Origin of the sequence: Tolypothrix sp. VBCCA 56010, from assembly GCF_050875635.1 — a bacterium.
Classification (GTDB): Bacteria; Cyanobacteriota; Cyanobacteriia; order Cyanobacteriales; family Nostocaceae; genus Hassallia.
Window position 1 is genome coordinate 1 of sequence record NZ_JBPAOH010000142.1, and the last position, 20,903, is coordinate 20,903.

A 20,903-nucleotide genomic window follows, 5' to 3' on the forward strand; every position below is an offset into this window, starting at 1 on the left:
TATGCTTGAGGGTGGCAAGTTCCTTTCCTTGCAGGTTCCACAATTTGGCTGTTTTGTCACCTGAAGCTGTGGCAATCGTCTTGCCATCAGGACTAAACGCTACCTTGTAGACCAGTGAGTTATGCTTGAGGGTGGCAAGTTCCTTTCCTTGCAGGTTCCACAATTTGGCTGTTTTGTCACCTGAAGCTGTGGCAATCGTCTTGCCATCAGGACTAAACGCTACGTTGCTGACCGAATCGTTATGCTTTAATCGATTTTTCTCGTGGATATTTTCTAAAGTAGTTTGCAAAGCTAACATCGGGTTGACAGTCGGATATTCTTTAAGCGAGCGATTATCTTTGACTAATTTTTTTAATTCTTTTGCAGATTGTGTTCCTTCAACTAAATTATCAATACTACGAAACTCAGACAACCGCAACAAACGTGCAGATGATTGTTCCAAATGTGTGGCTGTTTGTGCTATTTTAAACTGCTGCCAACCAAATGCAGCGAATCCTAAAGAAGCAACTGCCCCAATTGCAGTCAAAGACAAAATCCACTTAGCTTTCTTTTGTGCAGCTGCTAAAACCTGATTTGCTTGCTTTTCTGTCTCTAAAGCTTTTTCCGCAGCATGTCGCGCTTGTGCCAAAATTTGATTAGCTTCTTTTTCAACAGCTAAAGCTGCTTGTTTATCAAACTCCTGACTTGCAGATAAATATTGATAATCCAAATTGCTTAAACTCTTGCCAGTTGACCATTGTAAAGCTTCTTGCAAAGCTTGTCCCCGCAACAGACGCGAATTATCTTTTGATTGGGAAGCAACCCAGGCATTGATTGTATCAGCATAAGGGCGAAGTTTTGCAAGTTCTTTGTCGCACCACTCCTGATTAAATATCGTCTCATAAATTTGGTTATAAATTCGCAGCTTGCCACCACGTTTCACAGCCAACCCGGTTAAACGCAGTTCTGTTTGTTCTAGGCTATCATCAGCTTCTATCTCTTTCTCTTGCAAATGCTGACACAAAGCTAATAATCGTCCGGTACGCTGTTCGCTACTTCGCAACAGTCTATCCCGAATAGTTCTTAAATGCTCTGGCTCGTCTTGCGTTTGCCAATTCTGAATAATCTTATTTTGAATAACATCAGCAACTATTTCTGGTAAACTTAAAGATTGATTGGCAAATTTCACCACCAACTGACAAACCTTTTGCGTGAGAAATGGTTGTCCCCCAGTCCAATCCAACACAGCTTGCATTAATATTTGAGAATCACCAACAACTGCAAGTCCGGTTGCGAGTGGTTGCGCTTCTTCAATTTGAAATCCGGTTAAATCAATTGCTCTCCCAATATTAAATGGTGTCCGTCGCTTATCGCCAATTAAATCAGAAGGTGTTGATACACCCAACAGTGCAAATGTCAAGCGGTTATATATAGGTTGGTCTGCACGTCGGTTGTAACAGTCACGGATAACGGCGAAAAAATCATCTAATTTGAAATTGATGCTGAGGATACTATCAATTTCATCAATAAAAATAACAATGTTTTCACTAATCGACTTTAGTAGCACAGTTTCGATAAACTTACTTAAGTGCTGCACTGGTGAGAGCAAATTATTCTCTGTCCACCACTCATCTAAATCAAAATCATTATAAAGCCCAAATGTGCCGACAATAGTATCAATAATCCCCGCATACCATTCTACAGGGGTAATATCCGATGTACCGATCGCCGTAATATCAATTGCCGCACAAGCAACTCCTTCAGATTGCAATCGCTGCATCACATGCACCCGCAAGCTTGATTTTCCCATTTGCCGAGAATTTAGTACATAACAAAATTCTCCCGCTTGCAAACTTTCATAAAGTTCTGTGTCAGCTTTGCGGGTGACATAAGTTAAAGCATCTTCAGGGAGACTGCCTCCAACTTGATATTGATACTGCGTCATCTGAAGTATGAAGTGTGAAGGATAATAAGACGAACAACTGCTAACTACATAGATATTAAACGATTACCCAATCATTAATATTTGTATAGAGCGCGTTATAAGCGTTACAGGTAGTGCTTAATGGGCAACAAGAAGTGGTGCAAATTTTGAGGCTTAGGAGCGATCGCTTTGACGAACCCTGTCGGCAAATGAAAGATGCGGTGTTAGAGCGAAGGGGTAATGAGACGTAAATTGGGAATTTCTCGAAAATCTTTGATATTGTGAGTGATTAGCGATAAGTCATAGCGTATCGCTGTTGCTGCAATCCAGGCATCTTGAAGAGAAATGACCCGTCCTGCATTTTGTTGATCGGCACGAATCTGTGCCCATTCCCGACAGAGAAGTTGATCAACTGGAATGATGACATAATTCGACAGGTATTGTTCTAATTGTGCGACGCGGCGATCGCCCCACTGACGCAAAATTGCCCACTGAAAAAGTTCGGCAACGGTCATAAATGAAAGTGCCAATTCATGACCGCTCAAAAGTGGTATGTAAGGATCTGCATAGTCGCTACCTTTGAAGATGAAGGAGGCAATGTTAGTATCGATCAAAAGAAGACTCATAAAAGTTTAGTTAGATTACCTCAAGCGCGTTGTTGCCGCACGAAAGAGAGGAAGTCTTCAATCGAGTCTTCTTGCGGCCAAAAGTCAGCAGCAAGATCCTTGATATTATCAACGGTTGTAGGGGTTTGGGTGGTAAGCAAATGCTGGAGCGTGACACCTTGGGAAAACTGCTCACTGAGCATTTTCAGGTCAGTTTGGGAATTTGAGGATGAATCACCTTCGATGAGGATTTGGAGCAGTTGTTGACGCTCTGTGGGTGAGAGCGATTGGATGGCAGCGATCGCTACTTCGAGTTGTGGAGTCATAGGGCAGTCTCCTGATAGTCTAGTTCTATGCTATTTGAATTTAGGTTAGCATCAGCTTGGAATCGAGCCTTTGTCATACCGAGCCTTGCTTCTGGGCAAGAGATGCTTTCAATGAAGTTGTGCAGATAACCTCTGTCCCGTCCGCACCAAGGTATTGTATGCCGATTTCATTGGCAGAACGAGAACGCAATGCAGTGATGACGCTAGGAGTATTATTGATGATGTAACTGCAATGGTTGGTATCTAAAAGATACATGGAGTTAGGAGATTAAAACTGAGCTTTGGAGCGGGTTTCATGAACAAAGTGGAGGCACTCTTCTAAATCGTTGCCTTGCCAGGTTCCCGCAAACTTCAACAAATCAACTGCTTTACTTCCTCGTTTAATCGGAGCCAACCGACGGAGTGCGCGATCGCTAGTACTTTCTTTGTTTTGAAGGGAATCTAGAAAGTCACTGACCAGGAAAAGCTGACGTGGTGGTAGTTGAGCTAGTTGCTGTTCGATCTTCTGACGCAGTTCTGGATATGTCATCAGCACCTCACTATATTGAACTTCTTAATTTTACGATCCTAAAGCCTACATCAGTTACATGGTAGGTAGAAATTGCAACCTTTGGGGTATTACTCTGTTGTGGGAGTTAGGAGAATGATTTGCTGAGTCAGAGCGATCGCACCGCATTATAACCGTTACAGGCAGCATGTACCTTTCTTCTGTAAAATATTTTCAATCTCGAATCCAAAGTGCTAACCCACCCCCACGACCACGCGCTGCAATCAAGTCTGGTGTCACTAAAAAGAATGCGAAAAAGGGCAGAACAGAAACAGGTCTATTGTCAAAATCCTCAGCTTTCGTCTTACCCCCGCGAATCTGACCGTTATATATAGTCCGACTAAATAAACTGATTTGCATTTGGGTAAATTCAAACGCTAGTAAATTCTTCTTCCCCACGTATTTAGCTGGTCCAGTTAGTTTCAGTCTGAGTGAAGCAAATTGAACGGAATTACTAATTTCTCCTTTGTCAGCATCTGGGGTGGCACTAAAACAAATGTGCGCTGCTGCAAATTTGGGTAGATAAAAGCCGTTGCCTAACTTAATTCCCCTACGATGCTTAACTTTCTTAGTTCCAGTTGTAAAACACAGGCGCCATTTACCAAGTATTAATTCAAATGGATACGTCAGTCGTTGTTGTTTGGCTGCTTTTTCTGCTTGTAACAACGCATTGACAATTGCTTCGGCAGGAGGACGTTGTATTTTTTGCCCGCGATAAGCTTCTTGGGTCTGTGTTAATAGGGTGATGAAGTCTTGGGTAATAGTTTTTTCCAATGTTCTGTTAAATTTATTTTGAAGGGTGAATAATAGGACTTACGCAAAGTTATGAAAAAACGAACCGCAAAGACACGTTCGCGTAGCGTCTCCGTTCGGCTTTGCCGTCTCCGTTCGCGTAGCGTCTCCGAAGGAGAAGGAGAAGGAGAAGAACACAAAGGAAAGAGGTTAAGAAGAGTTTTTGCGTAAGTCCTGAATAAGTTTGTAGTAAGGAATGCGCGTCCTTGATTTTACGAGTCGCTTTTAATTAACTGTTTTTGTATAGCCATCATAACAGCCGCGTGGCGATCGCTTACTCCCAGTTTATGTAAAATCGCATGAACGTGAACTCTGACTGTTCCGGGTGTTATGTAAAGTGCTTCGGCTATTTCTTGATTGGTTTTGCGGTTTGCTAGCAATGATAAGATTTCTTGTTCTCGATGGGTGAGAGGATTTGCAACTGTAGATAACTTAGAATCTAGCTGGATCGGTTGAGATGCAAAGGTGGAACGTATATAAGCGGTAGCATTTTCATCCCACCAGGAAGCCCCAGCAGCCACAGAACGCAGTGCTAAAACTAACTTCTCGGCTGCAATTCCTTTCAAACAATAGCCTTGAGCGCCGGCTTCTATCAACCGCGCAATCAGTGATTTCTGGGAATGGGAAGTAAGAACTAATATCGGTAAATTTGGAAATCGCTGCTTTATTTGCCGACAAGCTTCGATTCCCCCAATTCCTGGTAATCCTACATCCAACAATACAATATCAACAGCGTGGTGATTTACTAACTCGATCGCAGTTTCTCCATCTTCAGCCTCGGCTACAATCTTTAAGCCAGCTTCTTGCTGCAATCGTATTTGCAATCCCAAGCGGAAAAGTTCATCATCCTCAACCAAGAGAATTTTTAGTTCAGTGGACGGCATCTGGCACAGCTTAAGATGGCTGATATGGGTAAACTGAGAGCTTGAATCCAAAGATAGCTCCACTTTTGGCATTTGCGGAGATATCTTTACAATCGGATCTATTCTCTGCCCAAATTATACCGTTATGCGCTTCAATAATTTGCCGAGATAAATAAAGCCCCAATCCAGAACCTTTGGCTTGGCGATCGCTATTTCCCTGATAAAATCGCTCAAATAAGTGGGGGAACTGTTCTGGTTGAATACCTGCACCGGTATCTAAAATTTTCACAACTTGATAATCAGCTTGAGATTCTAATATTACTTCCACGCGATCGCCTCTTCTGGAATGGTTTATGGCATTAATCAGCAGATTTGTCAATACTCGTTGCAATTGCCAAGCATCACCTTTTACCCACAACGACGAGCGAAAATCTGACTCACCATAGCGAAAGGATAAATTAACTCGTCGGGTTGCTGCAACTTCAATCAAAGTAGTAGCTACTTCTTCAGCCAATACAGTTAAATCTACAGGTTCCAAATGCAGCTTTAAACCTTCAGTATCATTACGATAAACATCTAATAGAGTTTCCACAAATTGCAAAGAGCTATCATGACTGTGAATCATCGTTGCTAAGACTTTCTGCTGTTGCGAGGAAACGCTGCCAAATTTTTCTTTTTGGAAAGCCTTGAGAGTTTCAATTGCTCCCAAAAGAGGTGTTTTTAAATCGTGAGTGAGTGTAGAAGCAAAATCTTCTCTTAGTTTAACTAATTGCTCTTGTGATTCTAGCTTTCCTTGCGTGAGTGCGATCGCTTCTTGCGTTCGTCGCAGACGTAGGCTCAAAAGTCCCGTCACCATCAAAGCCATGACAGCGATCGCTCGATCTGCTACTGTCGAAGCAATAATCACCTCACCCCCAGGCACCCACACATTCAACATCGTTAAAAACATTGCCACGCATGTTGCTTGCAGCGTTGCTTTATCCTTCAACCAAGAATTTGCCAGCAGAATCGGTCCAGTATAAAGATACCCAAATACATAATCACTTGGCGTGGAAAACTCCAAAACTAAAACAACTATAAACAAACCCACAATCAGCAAAGATTTGCCTAAACGCGAGTTGTTAGCCAGTAAATTCGCTTTAAAAGTACCATTCACGAAACCATCCTTAGGGTCAATTATCTTAAATATATAATCTAATTTTAATCCAGATAAAATATTAACTAACTTTAACCCAAAAACTACAGCAAAAATAGCGTTTAGATAAATTATATAACTTGATAAAACTCTCTTTCCTCTTCCTCTGCGTTTCCTGCGCCTCTGCGGTTCGTCTCCTAAAATATTTTTAGCCAATCAAATAGTATTGCTCCTAAACATAGTTTACTTACGTTTAATAAACGCTAAACATAAAAATAAACTTATTTTATATACATCTATTCCTTGTTTTCCGGAAACAATTGATAAATCATAGAAGTTGTTCCAGCTATTCAAATACCAAGTAATTCTTTTCTGCTTGTAAAAATCTTAGTAATAATTAGTTGAAAAATGTTACAAGGATGGATTCAAATAGCCTTAACGCTATTAATTGTAGTAGCGATTACGCCGTTATTTGGGCGATACATGGCGCGTGTCTTTCTCGAACGACGAACCTTTCTCGATCCGATTTTAAACCCCGTTGACCGAGTTTTGTATTCCTTAGTCGGCGTTCAAGCCAGAGAAAACATGACTGGCTGGCAGTATGCACGGGCAATTTTCTACAGTAATGCAGTCATGGCATTGCTGATATTTTTCATCATCATGAGTCAGGGATGGCTACCCCTCAACCCAACGAAGGTGAGTGCGCCGACTTGGGACACAGCATTACATACTACCATTTCTTTTATTACAAATACCAATCAACAGCATTATTCTGGTGAAACTTATATGAGTTACGCCAGCCAAATGTTGGGACTGGGGTATCATATGTTCACCTCAGCTGCAACAGGAATAGCAGTAGCGATCGCTTTTATTCGCGGTTTGACAGGTAGACCTTTGGGCAACTTCTATGTAGACTTGATTCGCACAATTATGCGGATTTTGTTACCCATTAGTATTGTCGGGGCAATTGTCCTCATAGCGGCTGGAGTTCCGGAAACTTTGGCGGGTCCTGTGGTAGTTCCCACCTTAGAAAATCCTAGCATTAGTCAGGCGATCGCTCGCGGTCCGGTTGCTCACTTTGAAATTATCAAGCAACTAGGGGAAAATGGCGGGGGATTTTTTGCGATTAACTCAGCACACCCATTTGAAAATCCAAATCCCTTAGTTAATTTAATTCAGCTTGTAGCACTGATTTCAGTGCCTACCTCATTGATATACACCTATGGAGTGTTTGCCAACAACCTCAAGCAAGCGTGGTTAGTTTACAGCATTCCCTTTGCCATTTTGGTGGTGTTTATAATCATTACAGCGATTGGTGAATACAACGGCAATCCCACCATCAACGCGGTTTTAGGTTCACAGCAGCCAAACTTAGAAGGTAAAGAAGTTAGATTTGGCTGGGCGCAATCTGCATTGTATGCCGTTTTCACCACCGCAACCATGTGCGGTGCGATCAATAGTTTGCACGATTCGTTTATGCCCAATGGTGGATTCGTCACTTTATCGAATATGTTCTTTCAAATTGTCTTTGGGGGACAGGGTACAGGAACCGCTTATTTGTTTGCTTATCTAATTTTGGCAGTGTTTGTCACAGGTTTGATGGTGGGACGCACCCCGGAATTTCTCGGACGCAAAATTGAAAAGCGGGAAGTTGTCCTTGCCAGTTTCCTAATTTTGTTAGTCCACCCCATTGCGATTTTAATACCTGCGGGGATAACTTTAGCATTTCCCGACCAATTAGCCGGAATTAGCAATCCTGGTTTTCACGGCTTTTCGCAAGTTATTTACGAATACGCCTCAGCCGCAGCAAATAACGGATCTGGATTTGAAGGCTTAGGCGATTCTCAACCATCTCCTATTGCGATCGCCACAGGTACAGCACCAACCGCAACCGCTTTATGGTGGAATTTGAGTACCTGTTTCAGCTTGCTAGCAGGACGTTATATCCCCATCATCGGTTTATTATTTCTTGCTGATAGTATATCGCGCAAACAACCCGTTCCCCTCACAGTTGGGACATTGCGAACCGACACCCGACTATTTACAGGTGTCACCGGTGGTGTAATTCTCATCCTCGGCGCCCTCACCTTCTTCCCCGTTTTGGCATTAGGACCAATTGGCGAAGCCTTCCAGATAGCAAAAGGTATTAGGTAAAACCCAGTACGCAAAAACTCTTCTTAACCTCTTATCTTTGCGTCCTTTGCGTCTTTGCGGTTCGTTTTCCCTAAATTTTGCCTTTTTATATTTATGCAAACCACCACTTCCCCTCAACAAACCCGTGACTCACACAAACGCGCACCCAAAGCAGATATGCGCGGACTTTACCAAAGAGCAATTCGTGAGTCATTTGTCAAGCTAAATCCGCGAACTGCCGTCAGAAATCCGGTAATGTTCATCGTCTGGATTGGGACAATTATCGTTTTCTTAGTAACTCTGAACCCCAACTTATTCGGCACAATTAACGCAGATATCAACCAGCAACGCTTGTTAAATGGCTTGATTACCTTGATTTTATTTTTTACAGTTGTATTTGCTAACTTTGCGGAAGCCGTTGCCGAAGGACGCGGTAAAGCACAAGCAGACGCACTTAAAGCCACGCGATCGCATACTACCGCCCGGAAAATGCTACCAGATAGTACAATTCAAGAAGTCAATTCTACCGAATTGCGGCGGGGCGATCGAGTAAAAGTAATTGCAAATGATATGATTCCCGCTGATGGCGAAGTTATACAAGGTATCGGCTCAGTCGATGAGTCTGCCATCACTGGGGAATCTGCCCCTGTACTGAAGCAACCGGGCACAGATATTGCCAGTTCGGTTACTGGTGGTACGCGGCTTTTGTCAGATGAATTAATCATTCAGATTACAGCCGATCCCGGTCAAGGCTTTATCGATCGCATGATTTCTCTGGTAGAAGGCGCCGAACGCAGCAAAACACCGAACGAAATTGCGCTGACAGTGCTGCTTTCAGTGCTGACGCAAGTGTTTTTAATCGTCGTTTCCACAGTTCCCCCTTTCGCCGACTACATTGCCAACTTTGTCAGCACATTGTATGGTGTCCAAGCGGGTAGCAGCTTGCGTGCTGGTGTCAGTGTTGCCATTTTAATCTCGTTGCTAGTCGCTTTGATTCCGACTACTATCGGTGGTTTATTGAGTGCGATCGGTATTGCCGGGATGGACAGAGTTGCCCAATTCAACGTCATAGCCACATCCGGACGAGCAGTAGAAGCTTGCGGTGACATCAACACCTTAGTACTAGATAAAACCGGCACTATCACCTTAGGCAACCGGATGGCTGATGAGTTTATTCCCGTCAACAATCACTCAATAGAAGATGTAGCGCAAATATCTTTAGCTGCTAGTGTATTTGACGATACGCCCGAAGGTAGGTCAATCGTCACACTAGCAGAAAAATACCAAGTTGAGGCAGGTTTCAATCCTAAGAATGCAGAGGGTGTCGAGTTTTCCGCCAAAACAAAAATGAGCGGTACTAATTTACCCAATGGTAAACAAGTCCGTAAGGGAGCGGTGGAAGCAATTAAAGGCTTTGTCCGTTCCCGTGGAGGTCAAATTCCCAACGACTTAGACGCAGCTTATGAGCGAGTTTCCCGCTTAGGAGGTACACCGTTAGCCGTCTGTCAGGAGGATGATATTTACGGCGTTATTTATCTCAAAGATATAGTCAAACCAGGTTTGCGCGAACGCTTTGACCAACTCCGCCGCATGGGTGTAAAAACCATCATGCTCACAGGAGATAATAGTATCACCGCCGAGGTAATTGCTCAAGAAGCGGGAGTAGATGATTTCATCGCCGAAGCCACTCCAGAAGACAAAATTGAGGTAATTCGCTCCGAACAATCAGAAGGTAAACTCGTAGCCATGACCGGAGATGGCACCAACGATGCACCGGCACTAGCTCAGGCAAACGTGGGGGTAGCGATGAACTCTGGGACGCAAGCTGCGAAAGAAGCTGCGAACATGGTAGACTTAGACTCTGACCCCACAAAATTAATTGACTTAGTAACGATTGGTAAACAGTTACTAATTACCCGTGGAGCATTAACAACATTTTCTATCGCCAACGACATCGCTAAATATTTCGCCATCATTCCCACAATCTTCGCAGCAGCAGGAATTGGCGCACTTAACATTATGGGACTCAAAAGCGCCCAATCTGCAATCGTCTCAGCACTAATTTATAATGCTCTGATTATCCCCGCACTCATTCCCCTAGCACTCAAAGGAGTAAAATTCCGTCCCCTCACAGCAGATCAACTGCTAAGACGCAACATCCTACTTTATGGTGTTGGCGGCGTAATTGCACCCTTTATCGCCATCAAACTAATCGACATTATCCTACCCTTGTCTTAATTTTTCTCTCTTATAATTTACGTAAAAATTTTCTCTCATCCTTCTTCCTTCGTGTCCTTCGTGTCTTCGTGGTTCGTTTCTCCATCATAAGTGCCTAAGTCATAGTTAGCACAAACAGCCCTCTTTGCACCGACTACAAAACAACACATATGAAAAAACATCTTATACCCTCACAACAAATTTCAGTCCAAACATTAGAAACAGTAACCGAAATTTGGTATCAATGGCGCAGACAAAAGCTGCCGTTGTATCTGTTCTTAGCAATGTGTTTCAACTTAATAGTAGCACCTATAGTCTACGCCGCTACTGGTGAAACACTTTCCCGCCCTCAATCTTGGGCATTGGGACTATTAGGATTAGTAGTTTTGAGTCTTTCAATATATCTGTTTTTCGTAATGTTTGTACCGGAGAAATTCTAATGAGTTTTGCACGCGATGCCGGCAGAGCCGTTCGTTCTACTTTGTTACTGTGGGTGATTACAGCTATTATTTATCCTTTGTTGATGATTGCCTGCGGACAAATTGTATTTCCCTTTCAGGCAAATGGTAGTCTGATTAAAAATGCCCAAAATCAAGTTGTCGGTTCTGCTTTAATTGGTCAGCCTTTTACAACAGACCGCTACTTTAATAGTCGTCCCAGCACCACTAGCTACAGTACAGCAGACCCGAAAAAAGATGAAGCCGGAGTGTTAAAAACAGGAGTATCCGGTGCAAGTAACTTGGCTCCCAGCAATCCCGCATTGCGCGCTCGCATCTCTGGCAAAAACGACGAAGGTGACTTCAATCGTCTGAAAAATGCCGGCGTGCAACCGACAGCAGATTTAGTTTACACCTCTGGTTCCAGCCTTGACCCCCACATTACCCCAGAAGCAGCCAAAGCACAAATTACCCGCGTCGCTAATGCGCGACAACTCCAGCCCAATCAACTCGAAACCCTAATTGCCCAAAACACCGACAATCGCTTTCTCGGCATCTTTGGTGAACCTGGAGTCAACGTCTTAAAACTAAATCTCGCTTTGGATCGGTTAAAACCTGGAAGTTAGCGCGATCGCCGAACACCATCACATACCCAAAATCTTTACAATATTAACTAAGGTAAAGACATTATTCAGAAATTAAAGCAAAAACAATGGCGATATTTGGATTTGGTAAAAAACTAACCGTGCCCACTCCTGAAGAAGCTTTGCCAGGACGGGCAGAAGAAATGCCACTAACCAACCGTCACTATGTTAACGGTAATCCCCTCAAGCCACCATTTCCTCAAGGTATGGAAATGGCAGTGTTTGGTATGGGCTGCTTTTGGGGTGCAGAACGCAAATTTTGGCAACTTGACGGAGTTTTCACCACCGCTGTAGGATACGCTGCGGGTTCAACTCCCAACCCCACCTATAAAGAAGTATGCAGCGGCATGACCGGTCATAATGAAGTAGTGCTGGTTGTGTTTGACCCCAAGGTAATCAGTTACTCAGACTTGCTAAAAACCTTTTGGGAAAATCACAACCCCACTCAAGGAATGCGTCAAGGTAATGACGTTGGCACTCAATACCGTTCGGGAGTTTACGTGTATTCTGACACTCAAAAGCAAGAGGCTATTGCATCAAGAGACGCTTATCAAGAAGCCCTCAACGCCGCAGGTTATGGCAAGATTACTACAGAAATTTTAGATGCTCCTGAGTTTTATTACGCAGAAGACTACCATCAACAGTATCTTGCCAAAAATCCCGGCGGATATTGCGGCTTAGGTGGAACAAATGTTGCTTGTCCTGTGGGTATAGGGCAGGGGGCATAGGGCATGGGGCATGGGGCATGGGGCATAGGGCATGGGGCATCGGTAATGGTAAAAGACGCATTCCCAATTTTTAATTCCTAATGCCCAATTCCCATTGCCCAATGCCCATTGCCCATTGCCCAATTCCCCATTAAAGCATCGAGGCAAGAAAAGCGATCGCACCGCGCCATATCAGCAAACTAATTGGTGCGCCAATCATCAGTCCGGCGATCGCCCAGCCTCTTTGATGTTCTTTAAATTGTTCGATACTGCGCCACCTTCTACTTTTCCAAGCCCATTCATTACCTTTTGCACCGAGAGCGAAGGTGACGACAAAACCAGTTTGTGGTACAAAACATAACAATCCTACCCAAACTTGATTAGTCCACAACCAAAACCAAGGTAATAGAAATGCACCCCAGTTCCACCCCTTAATCTCATCAGGAACTTCTTCGGCTGTATTATTTATCCCGCACCCAGAGTTATTTATTATTTCTTTGCGCTGCAATTGATTGCTTTTAGCGCTTTTGAGAGCAACACCATTTTTGAGTACATCCAGCGCTTGACGGGCACTTGTAAATCGTTGTTCTGGTGCGGGTTCTACCAACTTTTGCAGCCAACTGACAAAAGCCGAATTCAGATTAACTCGGTCAGCGAATTGAATCCGCAATTCCTGCACTGGTAAATCAGATGGAGCAGTACCTGTTAACAAATGTATCAAAGACGCTCCCAGCGCATACAAATCCGACGCAGGAACCGCTCTACCTCCAAATTGTTCCATCGGTGCATAACCGTAAGTTCCCACCACAGTGAAAGTTACACCTTCTTTTGCGGCTTTATCTTGAACTGCGCCAAAATCAACTAAATAAATATGGTTGTCTTCACCCCAAATTAAATTACTCGGTTTAATATCGCGATGCAATACTGTAGGATTCAACTCATGCAAATGCATGAGAATATTTAAAATCTCTACAGCAATTTTTCTAACTTCTTTTTGGCTAAACCTTTTCCCGGCATTAAGTTGTTCTTTGAGCGATTCACCAGGAATATATTCTTGCACCAAGCCAAACCAAAGTGTTCGGTCATCGACACAAAAATAATCGAGATATCGGGGAATGCGGGGATGATTTAGCTGTTTGAGAATTTGTGCTTCTCGTTCAAAAAGTTTCAGGTCATCCCATTGTACAGTACCGCCAAAAGCAAGGAGTTTAACTACAACAAGAGAATTATCAACATCAGTAGCTTGTAAATCCGTTGCTAGCCAAGTTTGGCGAACTCCATTATTGCCGAGTTGACGTTGAATTTGGTAACGATTTTGTAATATCTGTTCTGCTTGCAGCATTCGACACCTGCGCGACTTACCAGCCTAGTTTCTCTAATTTAGCGAGAAGTTACCCAGTACTGACAACTTTAATAGTAAGAAAGCTACTTTCAGTTACTAATTGTTACGAAATCGTGATGTAAAGGATTGTAGTTAAAGATAGAAGTAGGATATTTTTATGAATGAGCCAAAATTTCACACTGTAGATGCCGAATCTCTGAAAAACATTTCCGTTGAAGAGATTCTTGCTCAACATAACCCAAATTTGGAAAAAGCTGATTACACCATTCCCGTCCCGACTGTAAATCAAACTATTCCCCATCGGGACGGTACAGACCGCTACTATGTGCAGGTGATAGAGGGGTGGAACCCGATTGTTAAGCCTACTATTGATGCCCCTTACAGAGGTCGTATCGGCGGATGTTAAGCTGCGTAGTAAGCACTCTTCGTGCTTAGGAAAGCGCTGAAGCGCTTACTACGGTTTTATTTAATTCGCAGATTGAAGATAATTTTTGCGATAATAAGCCTGATATTCTTCAGATAAAAGTGGTTCCCACCAATCGCGGTGAGTGAGATACCATTCAACGGTGAGACGTAAACCTTCTTCTACTGTTACTGAAGGTGTCCACCCTAACTCAGTTTGCAGTTTATTGCTATTAATTGCATATCTTCGGTCGTGTCCCAACCTATCTTTAACAAAAGTAATCAACTTCTGCGAAGGACGCACCGGCAAATCAAATGCTAATTCATCCATTAACTGACACAACATCTGCACGAGGCTGATATTTTCTACTTCATTATTGCCACCGATATTATAAGTTTCTCCTGGTGTGCCGCGCTGAATCACTACTTCTATTGCACTGCAATGATCGCCAACATAAAGCCAATCTCGCACGTTTTTACCATCACCGTAAATCGGTAAAGGTTTACCCATCAAAATGTTGATGCACATCAGAGGAATTAGCTTTTCTGGAAACTGATAGGAACCGTAATTATTGGAACAATTCGTAATAATTGTTGGAAGTCCGTAAGTATGGTAATATGCACGAACTAAGTGATCGCTCCCTGCTTTAGAAGCTGAATAGGGACTATTGGGAGCATAAGGTGTAGTTTCGCAAAAAGCTGGGTCATCTGGTGCTAAACTACCATAAACCTCATCTGTAGAAACGTGTAAGAATCGATAATTTAAAGGTTGATTGTTTGTTTGGCAATGTTGACGAAAAGCTTCTAGTAAGGTAAAAGTTCCTACTACATTGGTTTGCACAAAAGTACCAGGACCGAGAATTGAGCGGTCAACGTGAGATTCGGCGGCAAAATGGGCTATTATGTCGATATTTTCTGTTTGGAGTAATTTGTCAATGAGAGTGCGATCGCATATATCCCCTCTCACAAAGCGAAAATTCTCTTCTTTCTCCAAAGCAGCCAAATTACCACGATTTCCCGCATAAGTTAGTGCATCTAGCACCACCACTCGGTCATCTGGATAAGTTTTACACCAGTGATGGACAAAATTCGAGCCAATAAATCCAGCACCACCCGTCACCAATAACTTACGAATCATCACACCTCTTGTGTTTAAGTTTTGTAAAGTAGTAAGTACTTTAGTACTTGAAAGCGCTTTAGCGCTTACTACTTAGAAAAATATTTCTTTCTTAATTTATCAAAAATATTTTTTGTGCGTAATTTTGCGATACGCATTTGCGTTAAACTTTCGATATTGCCAGGGTGATGTATTTTGTGGTCAAAAAAATCATTTAATTCATCTATAATTACTTGCAACCGCTGATTAATATTTTCTAATCGATATTCTGCTAAAATATGTTCTGGGATTGAATATGATGGATGTTCAAGTGCTTTAAAAATACGTTTTACATCATATTCTTTTGAATATCCAGCAATTTTATAGCAATTAAATCCCGGATCTAAATAATCAGAAAGTCCGCCGTTAATGCTAGAAAAAACTTGACACCCACAAGCTAAAGCCTCTAGCGGTTGCATTCCAAAGCCTTCACTGACAGCTTGTTGTGCCCAATATTCTGCGGAGTCGTAGAGGTATACTTTAGCTTGATTAAACAGCTTTGCTAAATCTTCGACATAAGAATCAACAACTAATACTTTACATTGCTGCTGCAAAGCGGTAATTAATTCTTTCATTAAATATTCAGAAGATTTTCGAGCTTGAATTAAAACATCAATATCGCGCTGAATATTTAAGTTTTGAAATTGATTACCAATTTGATTGGGCAAATAATAGATAAGAGAGTGCGGAGAATGTTGTCCCCAATATCCCATTGTATTTCGGCTGACAGCGATGATGGGAATATTCGTCGGCAGTTGAAATTTATAACCTGCACTGTGGGCATGATAAACTATATTATGTGGCTGTAATTTGCGAGCAAGTTTAGCTACATCAAATCCCCAACTAATCACAAAAATAACATCATCTAAATTTTTCTCTTTCAACAAATCATCTAAAAAAAGCTTACCTGATTCTCTTTGTCGATAAGTCACAACATCAGCATGACAAAATTGTTGAGCGAGTTTAATTGTATTTAACTCTACCCATAGACCACCGCAGGCAAATTTGCCATCTGTCCCAGGTAGTAAAAAATAAAGCTTTCTCATCATAAAAATTCCTTGACAATATTAATCCTTGAAAAAGGATTTTATATTTTTGCTGTCGCTTGCATGGGATTGTAATAAAATACAGCTTCGGGATTTTCCATCAGGATATCCATTTCAGCAGCGACTTTTTCCCATTCAGAGAATGTGGTGTATCCAGCTTGAATCATGCTGTCGAGATGACTGTACATCAAATCTTTCCAATACTGTAAGATAGTTAATCTTTGTTGAGGCGATCGCTTATCTAAATGTACGATGCAGGGTGTAACTTCGATATCCCGATAGCCAGTATCGCTCAACAGTACACCAAGACGAGCGCCAACGTTAGGATCTCCCTGAATAGAATATTGAAAATCGATGCTGTTACGCCAATAATTCATCACTGCTGGACATGGCGGGTACAAAAATAAGCTATCATTAAAAACTTCGGTAATACTTATTAAAGAATTTGTTGGTATAACGCGGCGTACTTCTGCTAATACTTCTTTTGGTTGGGGTATATGTTCTAACACCCAGATAAATAAAACAGCATCTATACCCGCAGTATCCAAATTATCCAGCTTTTTCGCATCAGCCTGAATTATCTCGTATCGCTTGGCAAACTGCGGAAACATCGCCAAATTTTCCTTTGCTTGAGCAAGTTGTACTTCTGACAATTCCACCCCAGTAATGTGCAGATGCGGAAATTTTTCTAACAGTAAGATAGTCTGTGCGCCTACACCCACACCAATTTCTAACAGGTGTTGGCAATTTGTCAAGTCAATATTTCGGAAAATGTATTCTGATAATATTCGGCTTTGTCCTAATAAACGCTTCTGTTCGGTGGTGCTGTATCCGTGAATGTATTCCGTTTCCATACGCTAGTTTTAATACTTAATCAAATCACGCACAGTTCAGGATAACAGCTTATTTGATTTTACGAAAAGCTTAATAAAAGTAATTCTCCCCTGCCTCCCCTGCCCCCTGCCTCCCCTGCCTTATTCTTGCCAGCGCACCTTGACAAAATGCGCTTCGCGTCCCCACATATCGCGAGTGACGGTAATATTTTCAATTGCCAAGTTAAAAGGTATGGCAGTAGTGACATATCGCTGCGCTAAAGCACCGATATCTGGTGCTATTTCAGCCGCTGTGGTAGCTGCCAAACCCAAACCAACTAGTTGCTCAATTGGACGAAATGGAAGCAGCAGATGCATCCCCATCGCTAACCCAGCTGTCAGCAGCATTGCGACTGATGCATTTGTACCGCACCTCGGATGCACGGCTAAATCAACTTCTCCATTGGTGAGGCGATGTAAAGCGAGTGTTACCGCACGTCGCAAGTTACTAATATTTACTTCACCATAAAGGTAAAATCCTTGCTCGGTAGATAAACCGCTTAATAGTTCGTTATCAACTTGAAAATTGCTTGAGTATGAAGTTGATTGACCCAGAACCCATACAGTAGCATGTTCTAAGGCGTGAACCTGCCGCAGCATGAGAATTTCTTTTAACCCCGGTACAAAGGATAGCTGTTTGAGTAAATCGGCATCTTGTGTAGGTTGCCCAAAATCTGAGTCAATAAAACCGACATTGGCAACTTTTCCAGACATTGGTGCCGTTAAATCAAAGTTAAAAAAATCAAGGAAAGATGAGGTTTGTTTGGCAGAAGCAGAGGTATTCATAGCAACACTGCTCCCTACGAAAAAATGGAGCAACATAGATTTGTTTCAAATGTAGCGTTTCAGCCCGTAGATTGTTGCTAATTTTTGTTAGGGAATGGGGAATGGGGCATTGGGCATAGGGCATTGGGCATTGGGGAATGGGGAATGGGGAGTGGGGAATGGGGAATGGGGAATGGGGGATGGGAATTAAAGAAGCGGCTTTACGCGGGTGCGGGTTCTAATACAATTCTTTCCATGCCCCATACCCATTGTCCGATGCCGCATGCCCCATGCCCATTGCCCCATGCCCCATGCCCTTTATTATGATGACAGACGCGATAAATCGCGTCACTACTAGGCGTTTAATCGTTCGGATTAGGCAGAGCACAGCAATTTACATCATTTAAACAGACTTTGCCCCACTGCAAAGCCCAGCGCACAAGCGCTACTCGGTTTTCTGTCTGCGTTTTGGTGAGGATGTTGCTGATATGGTTATCAACTGTACGTTTGCTTATTTCTAGTTTCCCTGCAATTTCTTGGTTAGTTAAGCCAGCGGCTACTAAATCGATAATTTGCAGTTCTCTATCTGACAGACTAACAGGGGTCTGAGACTCGCCACCAGCCATGACTTTTTCAATCCTCCCTTGGTATATGTACTCAATCGCTCTCTCTAATTCTAGAAGATTCTTTGCTAGCTAGGGATTTCAAGTCTTAGCAGTAATACGATTGTCAATATTCTCTTTATAATTAAAATTTATGGCACTCAAACCAAATGCAAATAATTTGCTGCTTTTTATACATTAAATAAAATAAAGTTACTAACTATTACTTAGTAATTTTCCCAAACTAGGAGCATCTACAGCTTATATAAGTAGCAAAAATGGCTATTTAATTCTGTGAACAACTGGCGACAGAAGAAGCAGATTGTTGTAGATTTTATACTGGAAATTCCTAGTGACAAATCGAAAATCTATAATGAAATGAGCAATCCCCGTGTTTTGTGCTTGGGTGAAGTTTTGTTTGATCTTTTAGCCGATCAATTAGGGCTAAAGCTAGAAGAAGTTAAATCGTGGACTCCTTATCCAGGAGGGGCACCAGCTAACGTAGCCTGTGCTTTAGTGAAGTTGGGAACGCCAGCGGGCTTTATCGGTTGTGTGGGTGAAGATGAACCTGGGAATTCTCTGGTAAAGTTGTTAGAAGAAGTAGGTGTAGATATAACGGGCGTGCAACGTCATCCTACAGCACCAACGCGGCAAGTTTATGTTACACGCTCTTTAGAGGGCGATCGCACTTTTTCTGGCTTTGGTGAATATGATACCTCTGAATTTGCTGATGCTCGCCTCAAAGCTGAAGAATTATCACAATCGCTATTTCAAGAAGCAGATTTTCTGGTTTTGGGTACTTTAGAATTAGCATATCCTGAAAGTGCTTCGTCAATTCACCGCGCTCTTGATTTAGCAGAACAATTTGACTTGAAAATTATGCTAGATGTCAATTGGCGTGAGGTATTTTGGAAAAATCCTGATATTGCACCGCCGAAAATTCGCTCGTTATTTAAGCGGGTGGATTTTCTCAAATTAGCATTAGAAGAAGCCGAATGGTTATTTGATACCACGGATGCGGGGGCGATCGCTCATCGTCTTGATTCGATTGAAGGTGTATTAGTAACAGATGGAGATAAAGGTAGCGCTTATTGTCTGGGAGAAAATGAAGGCAAATTACCTGCTTTTTCCATTCCTGTAGTTGATACAACCGGTGCGGGGGATAGCTTTTTAGCAGGGTTAATTCATCAATTACTCATTCATGGTATCCAAAGCTTGAGCAACCCGGAAACAGCACGCGCAATTGTTACTTATGCTAATGCTACAGGGGCGCTGACGACAATGAAACCAGGAGCGATCGCTTCTCAACCCACGGCAGATGAAGTTGAAGCTTTTCTTGCTTCGCATCAACTTTAGAATGTAGCATGAATTGGGATATCAGTTGCGTCGTCGGCTGATATTCTCAACTAGTAAATATTACTGGAGTTTAGACTAAGGGACTTCCAAAGAATAAATTATTCCAAAAAAAACAACAGACAACAGATATTTCATAATAATCATTATCTTTGGTGGAAATGTTTTGTTTTTTGGAAGTCCCTGATGTCCTCAAAGCAATTACACCTAAAATGATTGCATCTCTCACATATAAGCGACTTTATCCTTGAAGCCTTATTTAGCGCAGCTTCATCAAGAATTGGTATCAGGACGATTGATGGTAGAATTATCAGACCAGATGGAATAACCATCCGCACAACATCATCAATAGAGAATGGAGACAGCCGTATCATGAACGATTGGAATTTGCCTTGGGAAGGCGGATGCCGTTGCGGACAGCTGCGGCTTCAGGTGAGTGCCGCGCCTCTGCTTACGATGGCTTGCCACTGCACGGGTTGCCAGCGAATGACCGCCAGCGCTTTTTCTTTAAGCGTCGCGATCCCAAGCGTTGGGTTCTCGGTACTGAAAGGTCAGCCGGTTATCGGCGGCTTGCACGGCGCAGCCCGCCATTACTTCTGCCCGCACTGCATGAGTTGGATATTTACTCGACCGGAAGGAATAGACGAGTTTGTCAACCTTCGGGCGACGATGCTAGACGATGCGTCATGGTTCATGCCATTCATCGAAACTTGGACTACAGAAAGGCTGTCATGGGCGACGACCCCTGCGGTTCATAGCTTCGAGACCTTGCCCGCTTACGAAGAATATCCAGGACTGATAGAAGAATACGCTCAACAAGCGTCGAAACCTGCATCCAGGACTGCAACTTGAAGGCTTCCTCAATCTTCGCCCCCGTTCTTGGCACCTCGCCTGCGTTGCAATCAGCGCGAATGTCGTATTTCCACCCAACGCAGAAATTCAAACTGAGACACTCAGTAAACCAAAAAGTTTTCTCCTCAGGGCGATCGCTAAAAAATTTTGTAGTAGATGATACTTTTTATTCAGCAAATATTGAACCAGCAAGACTAGGATTGA

At 42.7% G+C, this 20,903-nt stretch carries 24 protein-coding genes; 9 read left to right on the forward strand and 15 right to left on the reverse strand.

The features are described from left to right. The 8 genes from AABK37_RS32460 to AABK37_RS32495 form a co-directional block, all read right to left on the reverse strand. Positions 1–1,924 (reverse strand): AAA-like domain-containing protein (locus AABK37_RS32460; protein ID WP_432555598.1); only part of this gene is annotated, 1,924 nt, incomplete at its 3' end. Between the two features lie 203 nt (positions 1,925–2,127). Continuing rightward, the gene (locus AABK37_RS32465) at positions 2,128–2,529 is read right to left on the reverse strand and encodes a type II toxin-antitoxin system VapC family toxin (RefSeq protein WP_432555599.1); all 402 of its coding nucleotides are present in this window, start codon (positions 2,527–2,529) and stop codon (positions 2,128–2,130) included. 20 nt (positions 2,530–2,549) lie between these two features. Next, positions 2,550–2,834: a hypothetical protein gene (locus AABK37_RS32470; RefSeq protein WP_432555600.1), complete on the reverse strand. Its 285-nt coding sequence runs from the start codon at positions 2,832–2,834 to the stop codon at positions 2,550–2,552. Positions 2,835–2,907: 73 nt separating this feature from the next. After that, positions 2,908–3,090, reverse strand: a complete 183-nt coding sequence (locus tag AABK37_RS32475; RefSeq protein WP_432555601.1) for a type II toxin-antitoxin system VapC family toxin — start codon at positions 3,088–3,090, stop codon at positions 2,908–2,910. Between the two features lie 12 nt (positions 3,091–3,102). Then, positions 3,103–3,363: a hypothetical protein gene (locus AABK37_RS32480; protein ID WP_432555602.1), complete on the reverse strand. Its 261-nt coding sequence runs from the start codon at positions 3,361–3,363 to the stop codon at positions 3,103–3,105. A gap of 192 nt (positions 3,364–3,555) precedes the next feature. After that, positions 3,556–4,155 (reverse strand): PAP/fibrillin family protein, encoded by a 600-nt coding sequence (locus AABK37_RS32485; protein ID WP_432555603.1) that lies wholly within the window; start codon positions 4,153–4,155, stop codon positions 3,556–3,558. A 230-nt stretch (positions 4,156–4,385) separates the two neighbouring features. After that, on the reverse strand, positions 4,386–5,057 hold the full coding sequence (locus AABK37_RS32490; protein WP_432555604.1) for a response regulator: 672 nt from the start codon (positions 5,055–5,057) through the stop codon (positions 4,386–4,388). Between the two features lie 10 nt (positions 5,058–5,067). Continuing rightward, a complete protein-coding gene (locus tag AABK37_RS32495) occupies positions 5,068–6,192 on the reverse strand; it encodes a sensor histidine kinase (protein ID WP_432555605.1) in 1,125 nt (374 codons plus the stop codon). Between the two features lie 387 nt (positions 6,193–6,579). Between AABK37_RS32495 and kdpA the strand changes: the two genes are divergently transcribed. The 5 genes from kdpA to msrA all read left to right on the forward strand — a co-directional run bounded on the left by kdpA (position 6,580) and on the right by msrA (position 12,330). Beyond that, positions 6,580–8,325, forward strand: coding sequence for a potassium-transporting ATPase subunit KdpA (kdpA, locus tag AABK37_RS32500; protein WP_432555606.1), 1,746 nt, complete (start codon positions 6,580–6,582; stop codon positions 8,323–8,325). A gap of 93 nt (positions 8,326–8,418) precedes the next feature. Further along, positions 8,419–10,542, forward strand: coding sequence for a potassium-transporting ATPase subunit KdpB (kdpB, locus tag AABK37_RS32505; RefSeq protein ID WP_432555607.1), 2,124 nt, complete (start codon positions 8,419–8,421; stop codon positions 10,540–10,542). A gap of 149 nt (positions 10,543–10,691) precedes the next feature. After that, positions 10,692–10,961 carry a potassium-transporting ATPase subunit F gene (locus tag AABK37_RS32510; protein ID WP_432555608.1) on the forward strand — a complete coding sequence of 90 codons (270 nt, stop codon included), beginning with the start codon at positions 10,692–10,694 and terminating at the stop codon, positions 10,959–10,961. Then, positions 10,961–11,584, forward strand: coding sequence for a K(+)-transporting ATPase subunit C (gene kdpC / locus AABK37_RS32515; protein ID WP_432555609.1), 624 nt, complete (start codon positions 10,961–10,963; stop codon positions 11,582–11,584). Before AABK37_RS32510 ends, kdpC begins: the two co-directional genes overlap by 1 nt. Before the next feature lie 86 nt (positions 11,585–11,670). Further along, positions 11,671–12,330 (forward strand): peptide-methionine (S)-S-oxide reductase MsrA, encoded by a 660-nt coding sequence (msrA, locus tag AABK37_RS32520; protein ID WP_432555610.1) that lies wholly within the window; start codon positions 11,671–11,673, stop codon positions 12,328–12,330. On the opposite strand, the gene AABK37_RS32525 is transcribed toward msrA, so the two are convergent. Then, entirely contained in the window at positions 12,280–12,453 is a 174-nt protein-coding gene (locus AABK37_RS32525) for a hypothetical protein (protein WP_432555611.1), read from the reverse strand. The two genes, msrA and AABK37_RS32525, sit on opposite strands and share 51 nt — an antisense overlap. A gap of 7 nt (positions 12,454–12,460) precedes the next feature. Continuing rightward, positions 12,461–13,651, reverse strand: a complete 1,191-nt coding sequence (locus AABK37_RS32530) for a serine/threonine protein kinase (protein WP_432555612.1) — start codon at positions 13,649–13,651, stop codon at positions 12,461–12,463. 157 nt (positions 13,652–13,808) lie between these two features. Between AABK37_RS32530 and AABK37_RS32535 the strand changes: the two genes are divergently transcribed. Beyond that, positions 13,809–14,057: a hypothetical protein gene (locus AABK37_RS32535; protein ID WP_432555613.1), complete on the forward strand. Its 249-nt coding sequence runs from the start codon at positions 13,809–13,811 to the stop codon at positions 14,055–14,057. A gap of 60 nt (positions 14,058–14,117) precedes the next feature. Here the strand turns inward: AABK37_RS32535 and rfbB are convergent, their stop codons facing one another. The 4 genes from rfbB to AABK37_RS32555 form a co-directional block, all read right to left on the reverse strand. Next, on the reverse strand, positions 14,118–15,191 hold the full coding sequence (gene rfbB, locus AABK37_RS32540) for a dTDP-glucose 4,6-dehydratase (RefSeq protein WP_432555614.1): 1,074 nt from the start codon (positions 15,189–15,191) through the stop codon (positions 14,118–14,120). Positions 15,192–15,259: 68 nt separating this feature from the next. Then, complete coding sequence (locus AABK37_RS32545) at positions 15,260–16,255, reverse strand: glycosyltransferase (protein WP_432555618.1); 996 nt, start codon at positions 16,253–16,255, stop codon at positions 15,260–15,262. A 41-nt stretch (positions 16,256–16,296) separates the two neighbouring features. Further along, positions 16,297–17,109: a class I SAM-dependent methyltransferase gene (locus tag AABK37_RS32550; protein WP_432555615.1), complete on the reverse strand. Its 813-nt coding sequence runs from the start codon at positions 17,107–17,109 to the stop codon at positions 16,297–16,299. A gap of 120 nt (positions 17,110–17,229) precedes the next feature. Further along, positions 17,230–17,913, reverse strand: coding sequence for a DUF6391 domain-containing protein (locus tag AABK37_RS32555; protein ID WP_432555616.1), 684 nt, complete (start codon positions 17,911–17,913; stop codon positions 17,230–17,232). A gap of 165 nt (positions 17,914–18,078) precedes the next feature. Here AABK37_RS32555 and AABK37_RS32560 point away from each other — a divergent pair, with 165 nt between their 5' ends. After that, entirely contained in the window at positions 18,079–18,219 is a 141-nt protein-coding gene (locus AABK37_RS32560) for a hypothetical protein (RefSeq protein ID WP_432555617.1), read from the forward strand. A gap of 35 nt (positions 18,220–18,254) precedes the next feature. Here the strand turns inward: AABK37_RS32560 and AABK37_RS32565 are convergent, their stop codons facing one another. Next, on the reverse strand, positions 18,255–18,518 hold the full coding sequence (locus AABK37_RS32565; protein WP_039752770.1) for a helix-turn-helix domain-containing protein: 264 nt from the start codon (positions 18,516–18,518) through the stop codon (positions 18,255–18,257). A 354-nt stretch (positions 18,519–18,872) separates the two neighbouring features. Here AABK37_RS32565 and AABK37_RS32570 point away from each other — a divergent pair, with 354 nt between their 5' ends. Then, positions 18,873–19,850, forward strand: a complete 978-nt coding sequence (locus AABK37_RS32570; protein WP_432555619.1) for a carbohydrate kinase family protein — start codon at positions 18,873–18,875, stop codon at positions 19,848–19,850. Positions 19,851–20,219: 369 nt separating this feature from the next. After that, positions 20,220–20,699 (forward strand): GFA family protein, encoded by a 480-nt coding sequence (locus AABK37_RS32575; protein ID WP_435369380.1) that lies wholly within the window; start codon positions 20,220–20,222, stop codon positions 20,697–20,699. The last annotated feature ends 204 nt before the right edge of the window (positions 20,700–20,903 follow it).